This is a genomic window from Mesorhizobium sp. M2A.F.Ca.ET.043.05.1.1 (assembly GCF_003952445.1).
Lineage (GTDB): Bacteria > Pseudomonadota > Alphaproteobacteria > Rhizobiales > Rhizobiaceae > Mesorhizobium.
The window spans coordinates 2,739,101-2,757,889 of record NZ_CP034446.1 but is presented as its reverse complement, the minus strand read 5'-3'; the positions used below and the strand labels follow the sequence as shown (position 1 = coordinate 2,757,889).

Sequence of the window (18,789 nt, the reverse complement as noted above, 5' to 3'; positions counted from 1 at the left end):
GCAGGCGTTTGTCGGTCAGGCCTGCTCCTTCCTGGATCGCATTCCCTTCAGCATTGACAGGACCGCAGGGACGAGCAGTTTTCGCGCGGCGACATCCAGCGGATTGTGCGCGAGTTCGGTTATGTTCGCCCTGACGTTCTTGAGTTCCTGACCGACCGCCTCGACGGTAAGTTTCAGGTCACGCGCGTCTGCCTCGATGGAGTCGACAGCCATTTTTCGGACTTCGAAGGCGAGTTCGAGTTCCGGTCCGGGCCTGGACTTGTTGGCGAGAAGCAGCACGATCGCGGCGATCACGATGTCGATCAGGGCAACGGCGGCGGCTGCCCATGCTTCGCCGATGGACACCTGCAGGGCGTAGAAGCCGGCGATGTTGACCATCCCTAGCCCGAACACTGCAATGAGGCCAGAGAAGGCAATCAAACCGACCCGACGCAGCAGAGTGTCCAGCCAAATCTTCCCGATCAGAAGATCGGCTTTTTTCAACACCTGCAGGTCGCGAACAAGATGATCAATCACGCTTCGTCCCTCAGTGCCTTCCGAGCAGGCGCCCGATCAGTATTCCGACAAGCAGCGCGCCGACGACGCTCGACGTCGGATGTTGCGAAATGTTCTTCTCTGCTTCCTCAAAGAACCCGGTGACCTCGTCCGCGAGCGCGCGCAAGTCGGCGTGCCATTCTTCGTCTTCGGCTGTGTGGACCGGTTCGGCACCGGTGGCAGCATTGTCTGTCCGGGCGGCTGCGGCCGCTCGCTGCTGCTGCAAGAGCGCCACCGCCTCTTGCAGCGATTTCAACTCGCGGGAGATTACGGCATCTGTGCTCACGTCGTTACCTTCCCGAAGTAACCTTGCCCGAATTCAGGTCGATGACTCGGATTTGGTCCGCGCACCGCCCTTCAGGGCATCGCCGGCCTTTTGATTGGCTCGATCGAATGCTTGGCGCGATTCGGCCAGCGCCGCGCTCAGCGCCGCCCAGGATTCTCCTCCTGCCTGCGTCAGCTTATGCAGCCGCGCCTCGGCCTCCGCGGCGTCGGCCTTCATCTTGATTACCGCCGCGTCGATGTCGGCGCGCCTCGCGGTCACGGCTTTCCCAGCTTCGTTGTGGAATGCCTCGGCCGTCGCGCGCCAAGCCTTAGCCTGCGCTGCGGCAGCCTGGAGGAATGTCGCCTTTTGCTGCTCCGCCTGTTTGCCGACCATCTCGAAATACGTGTTGACCTCGGTCTCGAAACGACGCCACTGCGATTCCAACTTGGCTGTGTTCTCCCGGACAGCAGCTTGCCCTGCTTTTGCTTGGGCCTTCGCGCCGGCCTCAAATTCGTCGCGCCGCTTCCTGAGGTCGGCGACAATTCGATCGGCATCGGCCTTCGAGTCGACCTTCACTTGGCCCACCTTGGCTTCCAGCGATGCCAAGATGGCGTCCATCTCGTCGATCCGTTGCTTGGTCCAATTCAGATAGGCATGCATGCTGCTCTGATCCGACATCATTGCCTCCATTTTTGCCGGAGAGATGCGCTCGTTCGCCGGCGATGAAACTGGTATGTCCTCAGGCGGCCGGTCCTTTGGGTCCGGCCGCCTGAGGTTCCGGTTGATCTCACGCTGCCAGTGCTTCCTTGGTGAGTGCCCACGCCTGCTTCAGCTTGCCAGAGCGGGTCTCAAAATCCGCCCGCAGCGCGGCGATGCGTTGGTTGATCTTTTGTTTGGCCTCAGCTTGCGCGGCGGCGCGCTGCTTCTCGAGCTCAGCGATCTTGGCGTTCAGTTCCGTCTCAATCGTTTCGAGCCGGGTCTGGAGCCGCTTCTCCGCTTGGTTGATGTCCGATCTCGCCTGGTCCAGCTTCGCCTTGAGTCGTGCCTTGGCATCGGCATTTGCCTGGGCATACTCGGCATGCAGCTCCTGTAGCTCAGCCCTGCGCGCGGCAAGCTCCTTGGCGATCTGCTCATCCTCGAAATCGGCGCGCCAGGTCCGCATCACCGTGCCGCCCAAGGCTTCCATGCGCGCGTCCAACGGCGTGGTCCAGTTCTCGGTCACTTCGGCAACGACCGCCGTTTTGCCTGCTTCCAGCATCGTCTTCGAGATCTTCCAGATAAAGTCTTCGCCGACGCCATAATTGAACAGGTCAGTCATGCTTCCGACGAGTGTGCCGCCCGTCATACCGACGAGCACGCCGGCCGGACCGCCGACCAAGCCGATAAGGCCGCCGACCAAGGCGCCCACCGCAGTGCCAAGGGGGCCCTCGTCAGCAGTCTGCTTGACCCCGAAATGGCCTTCGGCATCTTTCGCGATTACGGCCATCCCGTAGAGCGTCAGACTTCCTTCGGCATGAAGCTCCTGTAGCGCGCGAGTGGCCTCGTAGGCTTTCGCCTCGGTTGGAAACACGATGACAACGAACTTGCTCATGACTTCGCCTCCGTATGGGAAAATATTCTTGAGTTGCTCTCCAATATGCCTGACGGTCGATGCACTTCAGGACAGCGGTGCCCATGGCCGTCAACGGCAAGGTTCCGGTGAGGGGAGGAATATACGTCTCCGGGGAGGGCGTTGCTTTGACCTGCGTCAACTCCGAGCAATCACGCATCTCAAGGGGTTGCAGGACGGAATGGCGGCACCAAAATGAGTTTGGAAACGTGCGAGCAGGCATCGTGGTCGCACCTGGGACGCGCTAAGACTCGAGCGCGGTCCTTTGCCGGATGTCCACTTCAGCCAGATTTGTTTGCTAAGCGGACTGGCAGATGTCGGCCCCGCAACAGTCCCGGGGCGTTTCTCTGGTGGCCAATCATGGCCGAAGGAGAAACGAAATGGGACACTCTTGCTACGACCTGACCACCTCCGATCGCCGGGCATGGAATGCAGGCAAGAACGTCGGAACGAAACGCCCGCTGAAACCTCGACAAATATGGGCGATACGCTTCTTTCTCGATCGAGAGCGGCGTCTGCGAGACAGAGCGCTCTTCGATCTAGCCATCGACAGCAAGTTGCGCGGCTGCGATCTCGTCAAGATCAAAATCGGCAACCTCGTGATAGGACCGGAAATCCGAACTCGCGCGGTGGTCGTCCAACAGAAGACCGGCCGACCTGTTCAGTTCGAGTTGATGAGCGATGCGCGCTCCAGCCTTCTCGCATGGCTGGAGCGACGCGGCGGTACAGTCGATGACTACGCGTTCCCGAGCAGGATCGATCCAAGGGCTCACATGAGCACAAGGCAGTATGCCCGTCTCGTCGACGAATGGGTCATGCGGTCGGACTTCGACCAGAGGAATACGGAACCCATTCCCTGCGGCGCACGAAGGCCTCGATTATCTACAAAGCGACGGGAAATCTGCGGGCCATCCAGATTTTGCTCGGCCATACCAAGATCGAGAATACGGTCCGCTATCTGGGTGTCGATGTCGAGGATGCTCTCGAACTTTCCGAGGCAACTGAGGTTTGATCAGGCACGGCTCCACTTCAGGAGTGGAGCCGTGACCAACTTGCGCCCTCAGCTCAGACGCACGGGCTGGCATCATTCTCGCGCGGAAGCAGACCTTGACGGACGACGCTCAACCCCGATACGCGGCTGCGGCCGCCCCGCATTAAACCGGGTGTCCTTCGATAAGGAAATTCCACCCTCCGGTCACGAAATAGAAAATACAATCTCTACAGATGAACTAAACTTATGCTTGATGGGCGGCCTGTGGCGCAGCTGGCGCCACCGGTAGGAAAATCATTTGCCTCATTGAGCAGGACGACATGGCTGCCGAAATCCCCGATCGCATCAAGGTGCTGTGGTTCTTGCCGACACATGGCGACAGCCGCTATCTTGGCACCTCGGAAGGCGGTCGGGCTGTCGACCTGCCTTATCTGACGCAAGTGGCGCAGGCGGCCGACACGCTTGGCTATTACGGCGTGCTGCTGCCGACGGGCAGGTCCTGCGAGGATTCCTGGGTTATCGCATCGGCCCTGGCGCCGCTGACAGAGCGGTTGCGTTTCCTGGTGGCGGTGCGACCCGGCCTGCAGTCGCCAACACTCGCGGCGCGCATGACGGCAACGCTCGATCGTATCTCGAACGGACGGCTGCTCATCAACGTCGTCACCGGCGGCGACCCGCTGGAGAACAAGGGCGACGGCATCTTCCTGTCGCATGCCGAACGCTATGAGGTGACGCAGGAATTCCTGCAGGTCTACAAACGCGTGCTGAGCGGCGAGACGGTCGAGCATCAGGGCAAGCATTTCCGCATCGAGGACGGCAGGCTGCTGTTCCCGCCGGTGCAGACACCCTATCCGCCGCTCTATTTCGGCGGCTCGTCCGACGCCGGATCGACCGTGGCGGCGCAGGAGATCGACAAATACCTGACCTGGGGCGAACCGCCCGCCGATGTCGCGCGCAAGCTCGACGGTGTGCGTGAGCTCGCCGAAAAGGCGGGCCGCAAGCTCTCCTTCGGTATCCGCCTGCATGTCATCGCCCGCGAAACCACCGAGGAAGCCTGGGCGGCGGCCGACCGGCTGATCAGCCGGCTCGACGACGCGACCATCGCCTCGGCGCAGAAGGTTTTCGCGCGCATGGACTCGGTCGGCCAGGCGCGCATGAGCGCGCTGCATGGCGGCGACCGGTCCAAGCTGGAGATCGCGCCGAATCTGTGGGCCGGCGTCGGCCTGGTGCGCGGCGGCGCCGGCACCGCGCTGGTCGGTGATCCGGCCACGATCGCCGAGCGCATCGACGAATATAGGCGGCTCGGCATCGATACCTTCATCCTGTCCGGCTACCCGCATCTTGAAGAAGCCTATCGCTTCGGCGAGCTGGTGCTGCCGCATTTGCCGACCGAGCATCCGGTCAAGGCCGCCGGATCTTCCGTCAACACGGGTCCCTTCGGCGAGACCATCGCCGGCGACCATCGTCCGAAATCGCTCGCCAGCGCCTCGTGAACGCGCTGCCGCCTCGGCTGCGCAGCCATGTCGTCATTCTCGGCGGCGGCTTTACCGGCGGAGCTGTGGCTTGGCATCTGGCGCGCCAATCCGCGCGGCCATTGATCACTGTCATAGAGTCGCGTCCGTTCCTCGGCGGCGGGCTGGCCTATTCCAGCGAAGAGCCTTCGCATCGCGTCAACGTGCCAGCGTCCAGGATGAGCCTGTCGCCGGACGAGCCGGAGCATTTTTCGCGCTGGCTGGCGCATGGCGGCGAGGTCGAGCGCGACCCGGACGCCGTCTGGCGTAATGACGACATCTATCCGAGGCGACATGTGTTCGGCCGCTATGTCGCCGAGCAACTGGCGCCGCATATCGCCAGCGGAGCGATCCGCCATGTTCGAGATCATGCCAGCGACGTGAAGCGCAACGGCGACGGCTGGATCGTGACTGCTTCCGGTCAGCCGATCGCCGCCGACATGGTGGTTCTCGCCATGACGCACCCGTCGCCTGATGTTCCGGTCGCGCTGGAGCCGATCGCCGAGGCGGATGGTTTCGTTGCCGACGTCTACTCTGGCGATGCGCTCGGTTCGATCGCTCCCGACGCGTCGGTGCTGATCGTCGGCTCCGGCCTGACCTCGGCCGACACCGTCGCCGAGCTCGATCGCCGCGGCCATCGCGGGGGCATCCTGGCGGTGTCGCGCCATGGATTGCGTTCGCGCGGGCACCCGCAGGTACGCGGCGAACCTTTTGGCGATTTCACTGCCACGCCGGCCACGACCGCGCTCGGATTGCTCGAGAATATCCGCTCGACGCTGGCAGCGGCCGATGCCGGCGGCGTCAACTGGCAGTCAGTCTTCGATCAGTTGCGGCTGCAGGGACCGGTGATCTGGTCCGCTCTCCAGGAAGATCAGCGCACCCGGCTGGTGCGGCGGCTGCGCGCCTTCTGGGACGTGCATCGCTTCCGCATCGCGCCACAGGTCCAGGCGGTGCTCGATCGTCGCCATGCCGAGGGCACGTTCGATAATATCGCCGCGAGCCTTGTGGCCTCGAACGACGACGGAGACGGCCTAGCGGTCACTTTGCGCCTTCGCGGCCAAAGACAATTCGAGACGATGCATTTCGACGCGGTGATCAACACCACGGGACCGGCGCATGGCAAGGCGCTGAGCGCCAATCCGGCGCTGCGCTCGCTTGCCGATGCCGGCCTGATCCGGATCGACCGCCATGGACTCGGGATCGAGACCGCGCCGGACAGCCGTGCCATCGGTCCGGACGGCGAGCCCGTGCCAGGCCTTTTCATTGCTGGGCCATTGGCACGCGGTACCTTCGGCGAGTTGATGGGCCTGCCGGAAGTGGCGCATCACGCGCAAGCGGTCGCCTCGGAGATCGAAAGCCGGCTCGGTGCCCTGTCGTCGTTCGTGAGCGGGCGCTGAAAATCCACGACGGTGCAGGCAGGCGAATTGGTATTTCCGTCCGGGCAGGGCCATCAAAACGGAAAATCCTACTTTGTATATATACTCAGTAGACTAATAATTGGCGACGAAATCCGGCCACGTCCGGATCAATCGTTGGGACAGGCCAAACCGGGAGATCTCCATGCCGCAGAACGATCGCGACGCAGTCAAATTCGCTTATTGGGTGCCGAACGTCTCGGGCGGCCTTGTCATCTCGAACATCGAGCAGAGGACCAACCATTCGGCTGAGTACAACCGCAAGCTGGCGCAGATCGCCGAGCAGGCGGGCTTCGATTATGCGCTCAGCCAGATCCGCTTCACGGCGGGCTACGGCGCCGACGAGCAGCATGAGTCTGTATCGTTCAGCCATGACCTGCTCGCCGCCACCAAGACGCTTAAAGTGATCGCCGCGATCCTGCCCGGGCCGTGGAACCCGGCGCTGGCGGCAAAGCAGCTCGCCACCATCAGCTATCTGACCAACGGCCGCGTCGCCATCAACCTCGTCTCCGGCTGGTTCCGCGGCGAATTCCACGCCATCGGCGAGCATTGGCTCGACCATGACGAGCGCTATCGTCGGTCGGAAGAGTTCATCCGCGCGCTGCGCGGCATCTGGACCGAGGACAGCTTCACCTTCCGCGGCGACTTCTACCGCTTCAACCAATATTCGCTGAAGCCGAAGCCGCCGAAGCCGTTGCCCGAGATATTCCAGGGCGGTTCGTCGCGCGCCGCGCGCGACATGGCCTCGCGTGTCTCGGACTGGTATTTCACCAACGGCAACACGCCCGCCGAGATCGCCAAGCAGGTCGACGACATCCAGGCAAAGGCTAAGGCCAACAACCATTCGGTCAAGGTCGGCGTCAACGCTTTCGCCATCGTGCGCGAGACCGAGGAAGAGGCAAAGGCGGTCCTGGCCGAGATCATCGCCAAGGCCAATCCGGAGGCCGTGAATGCCTTCGGCCATGAGGTCAAGAATGCCGGCAAGGCCTCGCCGGAAGGCGAAGGCAACTGGGCGAAGTCGTCCTTCGACGATCTGGTGCAATACAATGACGGTTTCCGCTCGAACCTGATCGGCACGCCGAAACAGGTGGCGGAGCGTATCGTCGACCTCAAGCGCGCCGGCGCCGATCTTATCCTGCTCGGCTTCCTGCACTTCCAGGAAGAGGTCGAGTATTTCGGCAAGCACGTCATTCCGCTCGTGCGCGAGCTGGAAAACGCGGAAGCCGCAGCGGCGCTCGCCGCCGAATAGCAACGGCAGCCACTGGCCGGAGATCGCCCGGCCAGCAGGCAACAACGAACCGCACGCCCCATCGAGCGTGCGGCCGGGACGCTGCGTGCCTTCGCTACAGTTGGGGACGGTGGAATGCCGATATCAAACCATGCTTTCGGGGCAGTCGAGGCTTCGGTCTATGCGCCGGAGATCTTCGCGCAAGGGCTGCCGGCTGCTCAGCGGCAGGCTCACGGAGACAAGCCTCGACAGCCTGCAGCGGAAGATGCCGCGCCGCTTCTTGCTCTCGAGGGCATAGGGCTGTCTTTCGGTGGCGTGGTGGCGCTGGCCGATGTGGATCTATCGGTTCGACCCGGCGAGATACGCGCCATCATCGGCCCGAACGGCGCCGGCAAGAGCTCGCTTATCAATGTCATCAGCGGCGTCTACCGGGCTGATCGCGGCCATGTCAGTCTCGATGGCGCGCGCTATGCCCAGGTCCCGACGCAACGCCTGGCGCATCTCGGCGTCGCCCGCACCTTTCAGAACCTCGCTCTGTTCAAGGGGCTCAGCGTACTCGACAATGTCGCGTCCGGCCTTGCCTACAGGACAAGATCCAACTTCGCCGGACAGATCCTCGGCATCGGCCGCACCCGCCGTGAGCAGCAGGAGCAACGCGGGCGCGCCGACCAGGTTCTCGAATTCCTGCACCTGACCGACGTCCGCGACCGGCTCGCCGGCACGCTGCCCTATGGCCTGCAGAAGCGCGCCGAGCTTGCCCGGGCGCTGGTCGCCGAACCGCGACTGCTTTTGCTCGACGAGCCCATGGCCGGCATGACGGCGGGCGAGAAGAGCGAGATGGCAGCCTATGTGCGCGCCGCGCGCGACCGCTTCGCCACCACCGTCGTGCTGATCGAGCACGATGTCGGCGTCGTCATGGGCCTGTCGGACCGCATCGCCGTGCTCGACTACGGCCGCAAGATCGCCGACGGCACGCCGGACGAGGTCAGGAACGATCAGCGCGTCATCGACGCCTATCTCGGCGTCGCCTCCGACAATGAGGACGGGGCGGGCATATGATCGGCGACTTCGACTATCAATTCTTCCTCGAAGTGCTGACCGGCGGCCTGCTCTCGGGCGTCATGTACTCGCTGGTCGCGATCGGCTTCGTGCTGATCTACAAGACATCAGGCGTGCTCAACTTCGCGCAAGGGGCGCTGCTGCTGTTCGCGGCGCTGACCTTCGTCAGCCTCGTCGAGCGCGGCGTCCCGTTCGCGCTGGCCTTGGCCGTCACTTTCGCCATCATGGTGGCGCTTGGCATCGGCATCGAGCGCGCGGTGCTGAGGCCGCTCACCAACAAGCCACCGATCACCCTGTTCATGGCGACGCTCGGCCTCTCCTATATCATCGAGGGCGCCGCGCAGCTCATCTGGGGCACGCAGGTGCACGGTCTCGAGCTCGGCATCGAGGATGTGCCGCTGGAAGTCGGCGGCGTGCTGATCAGCCAGTTCGACATCTTCGCCGCCGCGGTAGCGGCGGCCATGGTGCTGCTCTTGTCGCTGTTCTTCCGCTACACCCGCATCGGCTTGAGCTTCCGCGCCGTTGCCGACGACCAGTTCGCCGCACTCGCCGTCGGGCTCAGGCTGCCGCTGATCTGGGCCAGCGTGTGGGCCGCGGCCGGTCTCGTCGCGCTGGTGGCCGGACTGCTCTGGGGCGCTCGCCTCGGTGTCCAGTTCTCGCTGTCGCTGGTGGTGCTCAAGGCGCTTCCGGTGCTGGTGCTCGGCGGCTTCGATTCCATCCTCGGCGCGATTGTCGGCGGACTCTTGATCGGCGCCAGCGAGAAGCTCGCCGAGGTCTATATCGGCGACTATTTCGGCGGTGGCATCGAGAGCTGGTTCGCCTATGTCGTGGCGCTCGTCTTCCTGCTCATCCGCCCATCGGGCCTGTTCGGCCAGAAGCTTGTCGAAAGGGTTTGACGATGAGCGCCGTCGCCACGCAATTGTCTCCGGCCGCCGGCCTGCCGAAATGGCCGGCGCCGCTGCTCCTCATTGCCTTCGCCTATGTCGGCATCCCGCTGATCGGCAGTTCCTATCTGTTCGAGGCGATCCTGCTGCCTTTCCTGGCGCTCAGCCTCGCGGGCGTCGGCCTGAACATCCTCACCGGTTATGCCGGCCAGGTGTCGCTGGGCAGCGCCGCCTTCATGGCGGCCGGCGCTTTCGCCGCCTATAATTTCAACCTGCGCATCGAAGGCCTGCCGCTCGTCGCCAGCATCGTCCTTTCCGGCCTCGTGGCCGCCGCGATCGGGATCGTCTTCGGCTTGCCCAGCCTGCGGCTGAAGGGCTTCTATCTGGCGGTGTCGACGCTTGCCGCGCAGTTTTTCGTGCAATGGGCGCTGACCAAGTTCAGCTGGTTCTCCAACGATTCGGCGTCAGGCGTCATCGACGCGCCGAAGCTTTCCATCGCGGGTATCGAATTCGACGGCGCGGTCGGCCGCTACCTCTTCGCGCTTACCGTCGTCGTCGTCCTCACCTTTCTCGCTCACCGACTGGTCAATTCGCAGACAGGACGCAACTTCATCGCCATCCGCGACAACGACACGGCGGCGCGCATCATCGGTATTCCGGTGCTGAAGACGAAGCTGCTCGCCTTCGCCATCTCGTCCTTCATCATCGGCGTCGCCGGCGTCATCTGGGCGTTCGCCTATCTGAGGACCGTGGAGCCGGCGGGCTTCGATCTCGACCGCTCGTTTCAGATCCTGTTCATCATCATCATTGGCGGGCTCGCCTCGATACGCGGCGCTTTCCTGGGTGCAGCGCTTATCGTCGTCTTCCCGCTGGTGCTGTCGCGCCTCGGCGGGTTCCTGCTCGGCGACCTGTTCGATTCCGGCGTGCTCGACATGAGCCAGCGCATCGTGCTCGGCGCGCTCATCATCCTCTTTCTGATCCTGGAACCGGACGGCCTGGTGGCCCTCTGGGACAGGATCCGAAGACGGCTCTCGCTCGCCTGGCAATCGAGCTGAGACCGGTTGGCAGACCCGCGCTCCAACACTGCAAGCATTCAGAAAATGAACCTGGGCCAAACCAAGGCCCATACTGGAGAACCTCGAACCATGACCTTCCTCAGCACAGTCAAGGCGGTTGCCATCTCGGCCGCGCTGGCCGTGTCGGTGGCCTTGCCGGCCGCCCACGCGGACGAACAATATTTCCCGCTGCAGAGCTATCGCGTCGGGCCCTATGCGGCCGGCGGCACCGGCTTCTTCGGCGGCTTCATCGACTACCTCAACCTGATCAACATCCGCGACGGCGGCGTCAACGGCGTCAAGCTGACCTGGGACGAATGCGAGACCCAGTACGAGGTCGAGCGCGGCGTCGAATGCTACGAGCGGCAGAAGAGCCACGCCGGCGCGGCAGCATGGAATCCGCTGTCGGTCGGCATCGCCTACGCCATGATCGACCGCATCACCGCCGACAAGGTGCCGCTGATCACGGTCAATCACGGCCGCACCGACTCCACCGATGGGCGGGTCTTCCCCTATGTCTTCCCGCTGCTGCTCAACCCCTATAGCGAGACCTCCGGCATCGTGAACTACATCGCCGCCAAGGAAGGCGGCATCGACAAGCTGAAGGGCAAGAAGATCGTCGTGCTCTATCACGGCTCGCCCTACGGCAAGGAGACGATCCCGATCTATGAGTTGCTGGCGCAGAAATACGGCTTCACCGTGCAGCAGATCGAGGTGCCGCATCCCGGCAACGAGCAGCAGTCGCAGTGGCTGACGATCCGCCGCGCCAAGCCGGACTTCGTCGTGTTGCGCGGCTGGGGCGTGATGAACCCGGTGGCGCTGAAGACGGCGGTCAAGGTCGGCTATCCGGTCGATCACATCATCGGCAATGTCTGGTCGAACTCGGAAGAGGACGTCATCCCGGCCGGCGACGCGGCCAAGGGCTACACCGCCATCACCACGCAGGCTTCCGGCAACACCTATCCGGTGGTGCAGGAGATCGTGAAGACCGTCTACGGTGCCGGCAAGGGCAACCTCGAGGACAAGTCGCGTATCGGTTCGGTCTATCATAACCTCGGCATCGTCAACGGCATCCTCAATGTCGAGGCGATCCGCATCGCGCAGGAGAAGTTCGGCCATCGCACGCTGACCGGCGACGAGGTGCGCTGGGGCTTCGAGCACCTCAAGCTCGATCCGGCCAAGGTCGAGGCGCTCGGCGCCAAGGACCTGTTCCACTCCATCAACGTCAGCTGGGACAACCACGAAGGCGAAGGCTACGTGACCTTCCAGCAGTGGGACGGCAAGAAGTGGAACGTCGTCTCCGACTGGATCGCCCCCAACTGGGCGCTTCTGCGGCCGATTATCGAAAAGTCGGCCGAAGCCTATGCGGCCGAGAAGGGCATCAAGCCGCGCACCGCAGCCGATGCCGAAGCGGTGGCCGCCACCAACTGATCCAACGTGCCGGGCGCCGGACTGTTTCTCCGACGCCCGGTCATCCACTTCGCAGACATCAGGGAAGCGCGCGATGCCGGGCAATGACGTCATCCTCGCCGTGGACAATATCCACGCCACCTACAATCACGCCATCACGGCGTTGCACGGCGTCAGCTTCGAGATCAGGCAAGGCGAGATGCTGGCGCTGCTCGGCGCCAACGGCGCCGGCAAGACCACCACGCTGAAAGCCGTCTCCCACCTGCTGCCGGCCGAGCGTGGCCAGGTCAATGCCGGTACCATCCGCTACGATGGCGAAGACGTCTCGCGGCGGAAGCCGGGCGACCTAGTGCGCGCAGGGCTTGTCCAGGTGCTGGAAGGCCGCCACTGCTTCAAGAGCCTCAGCGTCGAGGAGAACCTGGTTTCCGGTGGCATCGGTCGCAGCGGCAGCCGCGCCGAGATCAATCGGGATCTGGAACGGATCTATGCCTATTTCCCCCGCCTGCGGGAAAAGCGCCGGACCTTGTCGGGCCTGACCTCGGGCGGCGAACAGCAGATGACGGCAATTGGCCGGGCGCTGATGTCCCGACCGCGCCTGCTGGTCCTCGACGAACCGTCGATGGGGCTTGCGCCCCTCATCGTCCAGGACATCTTCCAGACGCTCAGGAAGCTGAACCGCGAGAGCGGCCTGTCGATCCTGGTCGCCGAGCAGAATTCGGCGGTCGCGCTTGGCTATGCCGACCATGCGACGGTGCTCGAGAATGGGGTCTCGGTTCTCTCCGGCGCCGCAGCCAGCCTGCGCCAGCGCGAGGACGTGCGCGCCTTCTATCTCGGACAACAGCCTTCGCCGGCTGCCCAACCAACCCATCTCCACGCCGTCGTGTGAATCGAAATCCCAAGGAGCCATAAAATGACTGTGTCCAACCTGAAGACCGACAAAGCCGCGGCCGCCGTGCCGCCCGTCGCCAGACCCGCCGAGCCCGCGCATATCATCAAGGACGACGCCGAAGCGATCACGGTCGCGCGTCGCCTCGCGGCAGAGTTTGTCAAGGATTCCTCCAAGCGTGATCGCGAGCGGATCTGGCCGGTGGCCGAGCTCGACCAGTTTTCACAGAGCGGCCTGTGGTCGATCAACGTGCCGAAGGCGTTCGGCGGACCGGAAGTGTCCTACGCGACCTTGGCCAAGGTGGTCGAGATCATCTCCGCGGCCGACTCATCGATCGGCCAGATCGCGCAGAACCATCTCGGCGTCGTCGCGGCCATCCGCACCGTCTCCGACAAGGACCAGCAGGCGCTGCTGTTCGCCGAAGTCCTGAAAGGCACGCGGTTCGGCAACGCCTTTTCCGAATTCGGCTCCAAGCGCGCCGCCGATTTCGAGACCAAGTTCACCGACGCCGGCGACCATGTCATCGTCAACGGCCAGAAATTCTATTCCTCCGGCGCGCTGCTCGCCCATCTGGTGCCGATCGTGGCGCTCGACGACGAGGGCCGCGCCTGGTACGCCATCGCCGATCGCGGCGCGCCCGGCCTGACCGTTATCGACGACTGGTCGAGCTTCGGCCAACGCACGACGCTGTCGGGCACCGTCATCATCGACAATGTCAAGGTGCCGAAGACGCATCTCGTGCCCGGCTACAAGGGTTACGACAAGCCGACCGCAGACGGCGCCATTTTCCAGATCATTCAGGTCGCGGTCGATACCGGCATCGCGCAGGCCGCGATCGACGAAACGGTTCACTTCGTCAGGACCAGGAGTCGCGCCTGGATTGACAGCGGCGTCGCCAATGCCTGGGACGATCCCTACACCATCCAGGCCATCGGCGACCTGACGCTCCGCCTGCATGCGGCCCAGGCGCTGCTGGAAAAGGCCGGCCACGCCATCGACCGCGCGGTCGCCGAACCGACAGCTGAGAGCGTCGCGCATGCGCAGATCGTCACCGCCGAAGCAAAGATACTGTCGACTGAGATCGCCATCGCGGCGACCAACAAGCTGTTCGAACTGGCGGGGACGCGCTCGACGCTCGCAGAGCACAATCTCGACCGCCACTGGCGCAATGCGCGCACCCACACGCTGCACGATCCAGTGCGCTGGAAGTATTCGATCCTCGGCAAGTATTTCCTCAACGGCGAGAACCCGCCGTTGCACGCCTGGAGCTGATCGCGCCGGCCCGCCGAGGCCGGCAGGCCTCGGCCACGCTTTCGCCAAGCGGCGGCCGGCAGGGCGGCCCAAATGTCAATCCGGAGCACCCTTGGAGGTCCGTTCCATGTCCAGCCCAGCAATCGTCGGCTTTTCCGGCAATATCACCCGTCCGTCGAAGACGCGCAGTTTCGTCGATCTCGTCGTCCAGGACATCGCCACGCGCCATGGCCTGACGGGGCACACCTATGACATCGACGATGTCGGTCCGTCGCTAGGCGCAGCCAAATGGTCGCGCGATCTCGATGACCGGGGGCAGGCGATCCTGGCGCAGGTCATTGCAGCCGACGTACTCGTGGTCGGCTCGCCGACCTACAAGGGCAGCTATACTGGGCTGTTCAAGCATTTCTTCGACCTGATCGATCCGTCGGCGCTGAGGGGCAAGCCCGTGCTGCTGACCGCGACCGGAGGCGGTGAGCGACATGCCCTGGTCGTGGAGCACCAACTGCGGCCGCTGTTCGGCTTCTTCGAAGCCTTCATGCTTCCGACGGCTGTCTATGCCACCGATAAGGATTTTACTGATGGCGTGCTCCGGTCCGATCTTATCCTGAAGCGGGCGGCGCAGGCCGTCGATGGGATCGCCGTTCTGCTTGCCGATAAATCGGGTGTCAGAGTGGCCGCCGAATAGTCATACGGCGGTGCTGCTGCGGTAAGCCGTAGAGTCTCGCTTGCTTGGCCAAGGACCGCATCAGGGCGGATGTAAGGTCTGCCATGCTGTCGATCTCCGCAAAAGCGGCCTGACTGCTTGCGGCCCCAAACCCGACTGGCAGCTTTGCGCCCAATGTCGGTCGTACAAGCAAACTCACTCGCTCCCCTAAGCAGACGGCGGCGCTGATCATAGTCCGAGATGCTTGTAGACAATTTGTTCGCGAGAGGCCAAGATAACCGGCGTCCGGTCGCGACCCTTCAGGATCGGCTCTTCCAGGCGGATCTCGGAATGGCCAATCTGGTCGAGCGGAATCTGGCGGCCGTCCCTGCTGAATGGGAACCCATCACGGCGAGGAGGGATTCCGGGCTCACGCGTCATCGGTTCTTTCCAACCGAACTGTTACCACCGGAACCCGGAACACTATGACTTGCTGCGACGTTGCGGTGATTCCTCTCGCACTTGCTGCGGCGTTTTGCCTACCCACTCCCTGAACGCACGAGTGAAGGCGCTGTGCTCGGAGTATCCGAGGAGCAAAGCAACATCGACGATCTGCAGCCGGGGATCCCGCAGATATGACGTGGCAAGCTGATAGCGCACGAAATTGAGCTCGTCGCGAAAGCCGGTGCCGGCGGTCCTCAGGCGACGCTGCAGGGTTCGAGAGGAGCAACAGAGCTTCACGCTAACCTTCTCGATATCCGGCTCTCCCTCGAGCAGCAGGTGGGCGATCGCTTTGCGAACCTGTTCGATGACTTCCGCCTCCTGCGGAAGCTGTGACAACAGGCGGTCTGCATGCTGTTCGAGAACCAGAATCAGGCCTGGGTCGGGACTCTTCAGTGGCGACGCTAGAAAGTCGAGGCCGACGCGAATGACAGGTTCAGGTCGCTCGAATTTGACAGGGCACCCGAAAAAGTCCTCGTAGGGTCGGATGTCAGTTGGCTCGAGGTGCGCAAACTCCACCGCCGACAGATTTGCGACGCCGCGCACTATGCTGCGGCAAAACTGCGTAAAAACCGCGAACCCCGTCTCGGTGACCAACCGCCCAGGACGGTACCGGCTGATGTCCCAAACAACGTCAACCCAACCGGGGCCAGCCCGCCGGGACATCGGAACCACATCGAAGATTAGCCGCTGGTAGCGTTCCAGCCGCTGAAGCGCAGCGCCGAGATTGTCGCAGGCGAGCAGCACCGGCCCAAGGATGCCAAGATGCCGGGCCGTGATCGTTTGGCCGACATGCAGGCCCAGTAGCGGGTCGCCCAGGTGCTGCTCGGCGCACGCCAACATCCGCTCCCAGCGATCCACGTCCACTCCACCCAGGCCGGTCGGATCATGCTCCGGCCAGGGCTCCCCAAGCACCGACTCGGGGGTATGTCCGTGAGCCTCCAGATACTCGTAGAGAAGTTGGGCATACGTCTCGGGCACCACCCGTCGGTGCAACGGTTTTCCCATTCCGATTGGCATTGTCATCGTGGCGCAAAGTGTCAAGCGAGTTGTCGGGAAGTGTCAAGACTACACCGCCTGCCTCATCGAGAATTGTGGTCCGACGACTCGATGGGGACCGCGATGCCTCAGCAATCCAGACAAAACCTGGAGCCGACCGATGTTCAGTTCACCTCGGGCGGCCTGAGCTGCAGCGCCTGGCTGTATCGCCCTTTGGGCGACGGGCCATTTCCCGTCATTGTGATGGGCCACGGCCTCGGCGGTACGAAACGGATGCGGCTGCCGGCGTTCGCCGAGCAGTTCGCGGCCGCCGGTTACGCATGCCTTGTCTTCGACTATCGGCATTTCGGCGACAGCGAGGGCGAGCCTCGCCAGCTACTCGACATCGGGCGTGAGCTCGAAGACTGGAAGGCCGCGGTCGCCTATGCACGCAGTCTCGATGACGTGGACCCCGCGAAAATCATTCTCTGGGGTTCCTCGTTCGGCGGCGGCCATGTTCTGTCCACCGCCGCCGACGACCCCAGGCTCGCGGCCGTCATTTGCCAATGTCCCTTCACCGACGGTGTCGCGTCGAGCCTCGCCATGAATCCCGTCACCTTGCTGAAGCTCACAGTCCTGGCGCTGCGCGATCGCATCGGATCGTGGCTGTGCGCCAGGCCGGTAATGGTCGCGACGGCAGGCCGACCGGGCACGACGGCCCTAATGAATGCGCCGGACGCCTACGACGGGTATCTCGGAATTATGCCACCCGAAGGCGGCGTCCCCAACCATGTCGCGGCGCGTTTTGCGCTCGACATCATCCGCTACTTTCCGGGTCGCCGGACGCCGCAGATACGCAGCCCGATCCTGTTCTGCGTTTGCGACACCGATTCGGTCGCGCCGGCGAAAACCACGCTGCGCCACGCCAGCCGCGCGCCGCGACATGAAATCAAGCGGTATGTCGACGGTCACTTCGACATCTACGTGGGGAAGGCTTTCGAACGAGTGGTCCGTGACCAATTGGACTTTCTGCGCCGCACCGTTCCCACGAATTAGTTCCCGACGCCACCAACCAGGTGCCCACGAATGACGTACGACCTCAACCGAAAAGTGGTTTTAATAACTGGCGCCGCCGGCGGCATCGGCTCGGCCACCGCACGGCAGCTCTACGCGAGGGGCGCATCCCTGGTGCTTACCGACATGCAGCAGTCGGCAGTCGACTGCCTCGCCCAAGAGTTCGATGGCGCGCGCGTGTTGCCGCTGGCGCTGGATGTCACCGATGCCGGCGCGACGAAGGCAGTCGTGCGCAAGACCATCGAGAAATTCGGGCGTCTCGATGTCGCCCTAGCCAATGCAGGGATCTCCTGGCGCGGCACGCCCGGCACCATCATGGGCTGCGACGAGCGGGAGTTCGAGCACATCGTCGAGGTGGACCTATTTGGCGTGTGGCGCACCATCAGAGCCGCGCTGCCGGAGGTTGTTCGCAACGAAGGTCAGATCTTGGTAACCTCTTCCGTCTACGCCTTCCTCAACGGCGTTGCCAATGCACCCTATGCCGCCTCGAAAGCCGCGGTGGAGATGCTGACGCGATCGCTGCGGGTCGAACTCGGCGGCACCACGGCTACGGCCAGCGTTGTCTATCCGGGCTGGACCGCGACGGCGATCGCCAAGCCCGCTTTCGGCGGAAACGCTCTCGCCACACGGATGAGCGAGGTTGTGCTCCCCAGCCCTCTGCGTCGCCCCATCCAGCCTGAACAGATGGCGCGGGCGATCGTGAAGGGAATCGAGTCGCGCAGTCCCCGCATCATCGCGCCGGGCCGCTGGGCGCCCATCAATTTGCTGCGTGGCGTGTTCAACGCCGTGATGGATTGGCACTTGCGGCGACACGCGCGCTTCCAGGGACTATTGCGCGAGCTGGAAGCGCAACAGCCTGCTCGCTCGCGGGTGCCTGCCATACAGGAGCCACGGCCAACGGATGAATGGATTTCCGCGTGACTTTTGACCTCAACGACCGCACGATCCTCATCACCGGCTCAACTGGCGGACTGGGTCGCGCGTTAGCCTCTGCGCTGCGCACCAAGGCGATCATCGCCGCCGGCGTCGAACGTCAGAGTCTTTCGTGCAACGTCACGATTTGAAGCCGCTCGCAACAGGGTCTAGCGACTGCAATGGATAGATCGTTAAACCATTGGCCAACGCAACATCTCTGTACCGTCAAAAAAGACCTCATTTCCCACTCCCGGGCTTTCGCGGACCATGACGACTGAATTTTCAGACGCGCGGTGGTCGGCACCCCATTTTCGGTGCTCTCGAAGGGCAGAATAAGTTCCGGTCTGACGGTAACTTCGACCAGATCTGGCTTTCGTTTTGCAGATTGATCGAAAACATCCATGATCAGCGTGAACTTTTCTTCCGCAAGATGCTCAAGGACGAACCACTGCTTTCGCCAGAAAAGATTGGCACGGACGGCGCCGACACATTCCCATCCGCGATCAAAGCATCGGTCGATTCCGGGCTGCTGAGAGGAAGGTTGGGACCGCTCCTCCACGAGGGAACGGTCCCATCA

The 18,789-nt window shown here is 63.2% G+C and carries 19 protein-coding genes and 2 pseudogenes; 15 read left to right on the top strand and 6 right to left on the bottom strand.

Annotated features, from left to right (window positions below):
* Positions 1 to 15 precede the first annotated feature (15 nt).
* The 4 genes from EJ069_RS13655 to EJ069_RS13640 all read right to left on the bottom strand — a co-directional run bounded on the left by EJ069_RS13655 (position 16) and on the right by EJ069_RS13640 (position 2,390).
* Positions 16 to 516, bottom strand: coding sequence for a hypothetical protein (locus EJ069_RS13655; protein ID WP_126061734.1), 501 nt, complete (start codon positions 514 to 516; stop codon positions 16 to 18).
* A gap of 10 nt (positions 517 to 526) precedes the next feature.
* Positions 527 to 820 (bottom strand): hypothetical protein, encoded by a 294-nt coding sequence (locus EJ069_RS13650; RefSeq protein ID WP_126061733.1) that lies wholly within the window; start codon positions 818 to 820, stop codon positions 527 to 529.
* A 33-nt stretch (positions 821 to 853) separates the two neighbouring features.
* Positions 854 to 1,477, bottom strand: coding sequence for a hypothetical protein (locus EJ069_RS13645; protein ID WP_126061732.1), 624 nt, complete (start codon positions 1,475 to 1,477; stop codon positions 854 to 856).
* Between the two features lie 109 nt (positions 1,478 to 1,586).
* Positions 1,587 to 2,390 (bottom strand): DUF1269 domain-containing protein, encoded by an 804-nt coding sequence (locus EJ069_RS13640; protein ID WP_126061731.1) that lies wholly within the window; start codon positions 2,388 to 2,390, stop codon positions 1,587 to 1,589.
* A gap of 398 nt (positions 2,391 to 2,788) precedes the next feature.
* Between EJ069_RS13640 and EJ069_RS13635 the strand changes: the two are divergent.
* From EJ069_RS13635 to msuE, 11 genes and pseudogenes are all read left to right on the top strand, one after another.
* Positions 2,789 to 3,420 (top strand): annotated as a pseudogene (locus EJ069_RS13635) (tyrosine-type recombinase/integrase).
* Positions 3,421 to 3,719: 299 nt separating this feature from the next.
* Complete coding sequence (gene ssuD / locus EJ069_RS13630) at positions 3,720 to 4,892, top strand: FMNH2-dependent alkanesulfonate monooxygenase (protein WP_126061730.1); 1,173 nt, start codon at positions 3,720 to 3,722, stop codon at positions 4,890 to 4,892.
* Positions 4,889 to 6,307, top strand: a complete 1,419-nt coding sequence (locus EJ069_RS13625) for an FAD/NAD(P)-binding protein (protein WP_126061729.1) — start codon at positions 4,889 to 4,891, stop codon at positions 6,305 to 6,307. The genes ssuD and EJ069_RS13625 overlap by 4 nt, the downstream gene beginning before the upstream one ends.
* A 163-nt stretch (positions 6,308 to 6,470) precedes the next feature.
* Positions 6,471 to 7,574, top strand: coding sequence for a dimethylsulfone monooxygenase SfnG (gene sfnG / locus EJ069_RS13620; RefSeq protein ID WP_126061728.1), 1,104 nt, complete (start codon positions 6,471 to 6,473; stop codon positions 7,572 to 7,574).
* A 114-nt stretch (positions 7,575 to 7,688) separates the two neighbouring features.
* Entirely contained in the window at positions 7,689 to 8,612 is a 924-nt protein-coding gene (locus EJ069_RS13615; RefSeq protein WP_126061727.1) for an ABC transporter ATP-binding protein, read from the top strand.
* Entirely contained in the window at positions 8,612 to 9,508 is an 897-nt protein-coding gene (locus tag EJ069_RS13610; protein ID WP_189341517.1) for a branched-chain amino acid ABC transporter permease, read from the top strand. Before EJ069_RS13615 ends, EJ069_RS13610 begins: the two co-directional genes overlap by 1 nt.
* Before the next feature lie 2 nt (positions 9,509 to 9,510).
* Positions 9,511 to 10,551, top strand: coding sequence for a branched-chain amino acid ABC transporter permease (locus EJ069_RS13605; RefSeq protein ID WP_126061726.1), 1,041 nt, complete (start codon positions 9,511 to 9,513; stop codon positions 10,549 to 10,551).
* Positions 10,552 to 10,641: 90 nt separating this feature from the next.
* Positions 10,642 to 11,982: an ABC transporter substrate-binding protein gene (locus EJ069_RS13600; protein WP_126061725.1), complete on the top strand. Its 1,341-nt coding sequence runs from the start codon at positions 10,642 to 10,644 to the stop codon at positions 11,980 to 11,982.
* A 73-nt stretch (positions 11,983 to 12,055) separates the two neighbouring features.
* Positions 12,056 to 12,847, top strand: a complete 792-nt coding sequence (locus EJ069_RS13595) for an ABC transporter ATP-binding protein (RefSeq protein ID WP_126061724.1) — start codon at positions 12,056 to 12,058, stop codon at positions 12,845 to 12,847.
* Between the two features lie 24 nt (positions 12,848 to 12,871).
* Positions 12,872 to 14,119 (top strand): SfnB family sulfur acquisition oxidoreductase, encoded by a 1,248-nt coding sequence (locus tag EJ069_RS13590; protein WP_126061723.1) that lies wholly within the window; start codon positions 12,872 to 12,874, stop codon positions 14,117 to 14,119.
* 106 nt (positions 14,120 to 14,225) lie between these two features.
* A complete protein-coding gene (gene msuE / locus EJ069_RS13585) occupies positions 14,226 to 14,786 on the top strand; it encodes an FMN reductase (RefSeq protein WP_126061722.1) in 561 nt (186 codons plus the stop codon).
* 207 nt (positions 14,787 to 14,993) lie between these two features.
* Here the strand turns inward: msuE and EJ069_RS13580 are convergent, their stop codons facing one another.
* Together EJ069_RS13580 and EJ069_RS13575 are read right to left on the bottom strand one after the other, a co-directional pair.
* Positions 14,994 to 15,185 carry a hypothetical protein gene (locus EJ069_RS13580; RefSeq protein WP_126061721.1) on the bottom strand — a complete coding sequence of 64 codons (192 nt, stop codon included), beginning with the start codon at positions 15,183 to 15,185 and terminating at the stop codon, positions 14,994 to 14,996.
* A 42-nt stretch (positions 15,186 to 15,227) separates the two neighbouring features.
* Complete coding sequence (locus EJ069_RS13575; protein WP_210211331.1) at positions 15,228 to 16,106, bottom strand: AraC family transcriptional regulator; 879 nt, start codon at positions 16,104 to 16,106, stop codon at positions 15,228 to 15,230.
* A 261-nt stretch (positions 16,107 to 16,367) separates the two neighbouring features.
* On the opposite strand from EJ069_RS13575, the gene EJ069_RS13570 reads away from it, so the two are divergent.
* From EJ069_RS13570 to EJ069_RS13560, 4 genes and pseudogenes are all read left to right on the top strand, one after another.
* The gene (locus tag EJ069_RS13570; RefSeq protein ID WP_210211330.1) at positions 16,368 to 17,279 is read left to right on the top strand and encodes an alpha/beta fold hydrolase; all 912 of its coding nucleotides are present in this window, start codon (positions 16,368 to 16,370) and stop codon (positions 17,277 to 17,279) included.
* Between the two features lie 30 nt (positions 17,280 to 17,309).
* Positions 17,310 to 18,218 carry an SDR family NAD(P)-dependent oxidoreductase gene (locus tag EJ069_RS13565; protein ID WP_126061719.1) on the top strand — a complete coding sequence of 303 codons (909 nt, stop codon included), beginning with the start codon at positions 17,310 to 17,312 and terminating at the stop codon, positions 18,216 to 18,218.
* Entirely contained in the window at positions 18,203 to 18,361 is a 159-nt protein-coding gene (locus EJ069_RS32760) for a hypothetical protein (protein WP_189476361.1), read from the top strand. Before EJ069_RS13565 ends, EJ069_RS32760 begins: the two co-directional genes overlap by 16 nt.
* Before the next feature lie 263 nt (positions 18,362 to 18,624).
* Positions 18,625 to 18,744: pseudogene (locus tag EJ069_RS13560) on the top strand (IS6 family transposase); the annotation flags it as partial.
* Between the last annotated feature and the right edge of the window lie 45 nt (positions 18,745 to 18,789).

Excerpts from the sequence above, each read along its gene's own strand:
- EJ069_RS13580 (WP_126061721.1), bottom strand. The coding sequence starts at position 15,185 with ATGACGCGTGAGCCCGGAATCCCTCCTCGCCGTGATGGGTTCCCATTC.
- ssuD (WP_126061730.1), top strand. The coding sequence starts at position 3,720 with ATGGCTGCCGAAATCCCCGATCGCATCAAGGTGCTGTGGTTCTTGCCG.
- msuE (WP_126061722.1), top strand. The coding sequence starts at position 14,226 with ATGTCCAGCCCAGCAATCGTCGGCTTTTCCGGCAATATCACCCGTCCG.
- EJ069_RS13600 (WP_126061725.1), top strand. The coding sequence starts at position 10,642 with ATGACCTTCCTCAGCACAGTCAAGGCGGTTGCCATCTCGGCCGCGCTG.
- EJ069_RS13605 (WP_126061726.1), top strand. The coding sequence starts at position 9,511 with ATGAGCGCCGTCGCCACGCAATTGTCTCCGGCCGCCGGCCTGCCGAAA.
- EJ069_RS13590 (WP_126061723.1), top strand. The coding sequence starts at position 12,872 with ATGACTGTGTCCAACCTGAAGACCGACAAAGCCGCGGCCGCCGTGCCG.
- EJ069_RS13615 (WP_126061727.1), top strand. The coding sequence starts at position 7,689 with ATGCCGATATCAAACCATGCTTTCGGGGCAGTCGAGGCTTCGGTCTAT.
- EJ069_RS13565 (WP_126061719.1), top strand. The coding sequence starts at position 17,310 with ATGACGTACGACCTCAACCGAAAAGTGGTTTTAATAACTGGCGCCGCC.
- EJ069_RS13570 (WP_210211330.1), top strand. The coding sequence starts at position 16,368 with ATGCCTCAGCAATCCAGACAAAACCTGGAGCCGACCGATGTTCAGTTC.
- EJ069_RS32760 (WP_189476361.1), top strand. The coding sequence starts at position 18,203 with ATGGATTTCCGCGTGACTTTTGACCTCAACGACCGCACGATCCTCATC.
- sfnG (WP_126061728.1), top strand. The coding sequence starts at position 6,471 with ATGCCGCAGAACGATCGCGACGCAGTCAAATTCGCTTATTGGGTGCCG.
- EJ069_RS13640 (WP_126061731.1), bottom strand. The coding sequence starts at position 2,390 with ATGAGCAAGTTCGTTGTCATCGTGTTTCCAACCGAGGCGAAAGCCTAC.
- EJ069_RS13645 (WP_126061732.1), bottom strand. The coding sequence starts at position 1,477 with ATGTCGGATCAGAGCAGCATGCATGCCTATCTGAATTGGACCAAGCAA.
- EJ069_RS13595 (WP_126061724.1), top strand. The coding sequence starts at position 12,056 with ATGCCGGGCAATGACGTCATCCTCGCCGTGGACAATATCCACGCCACC.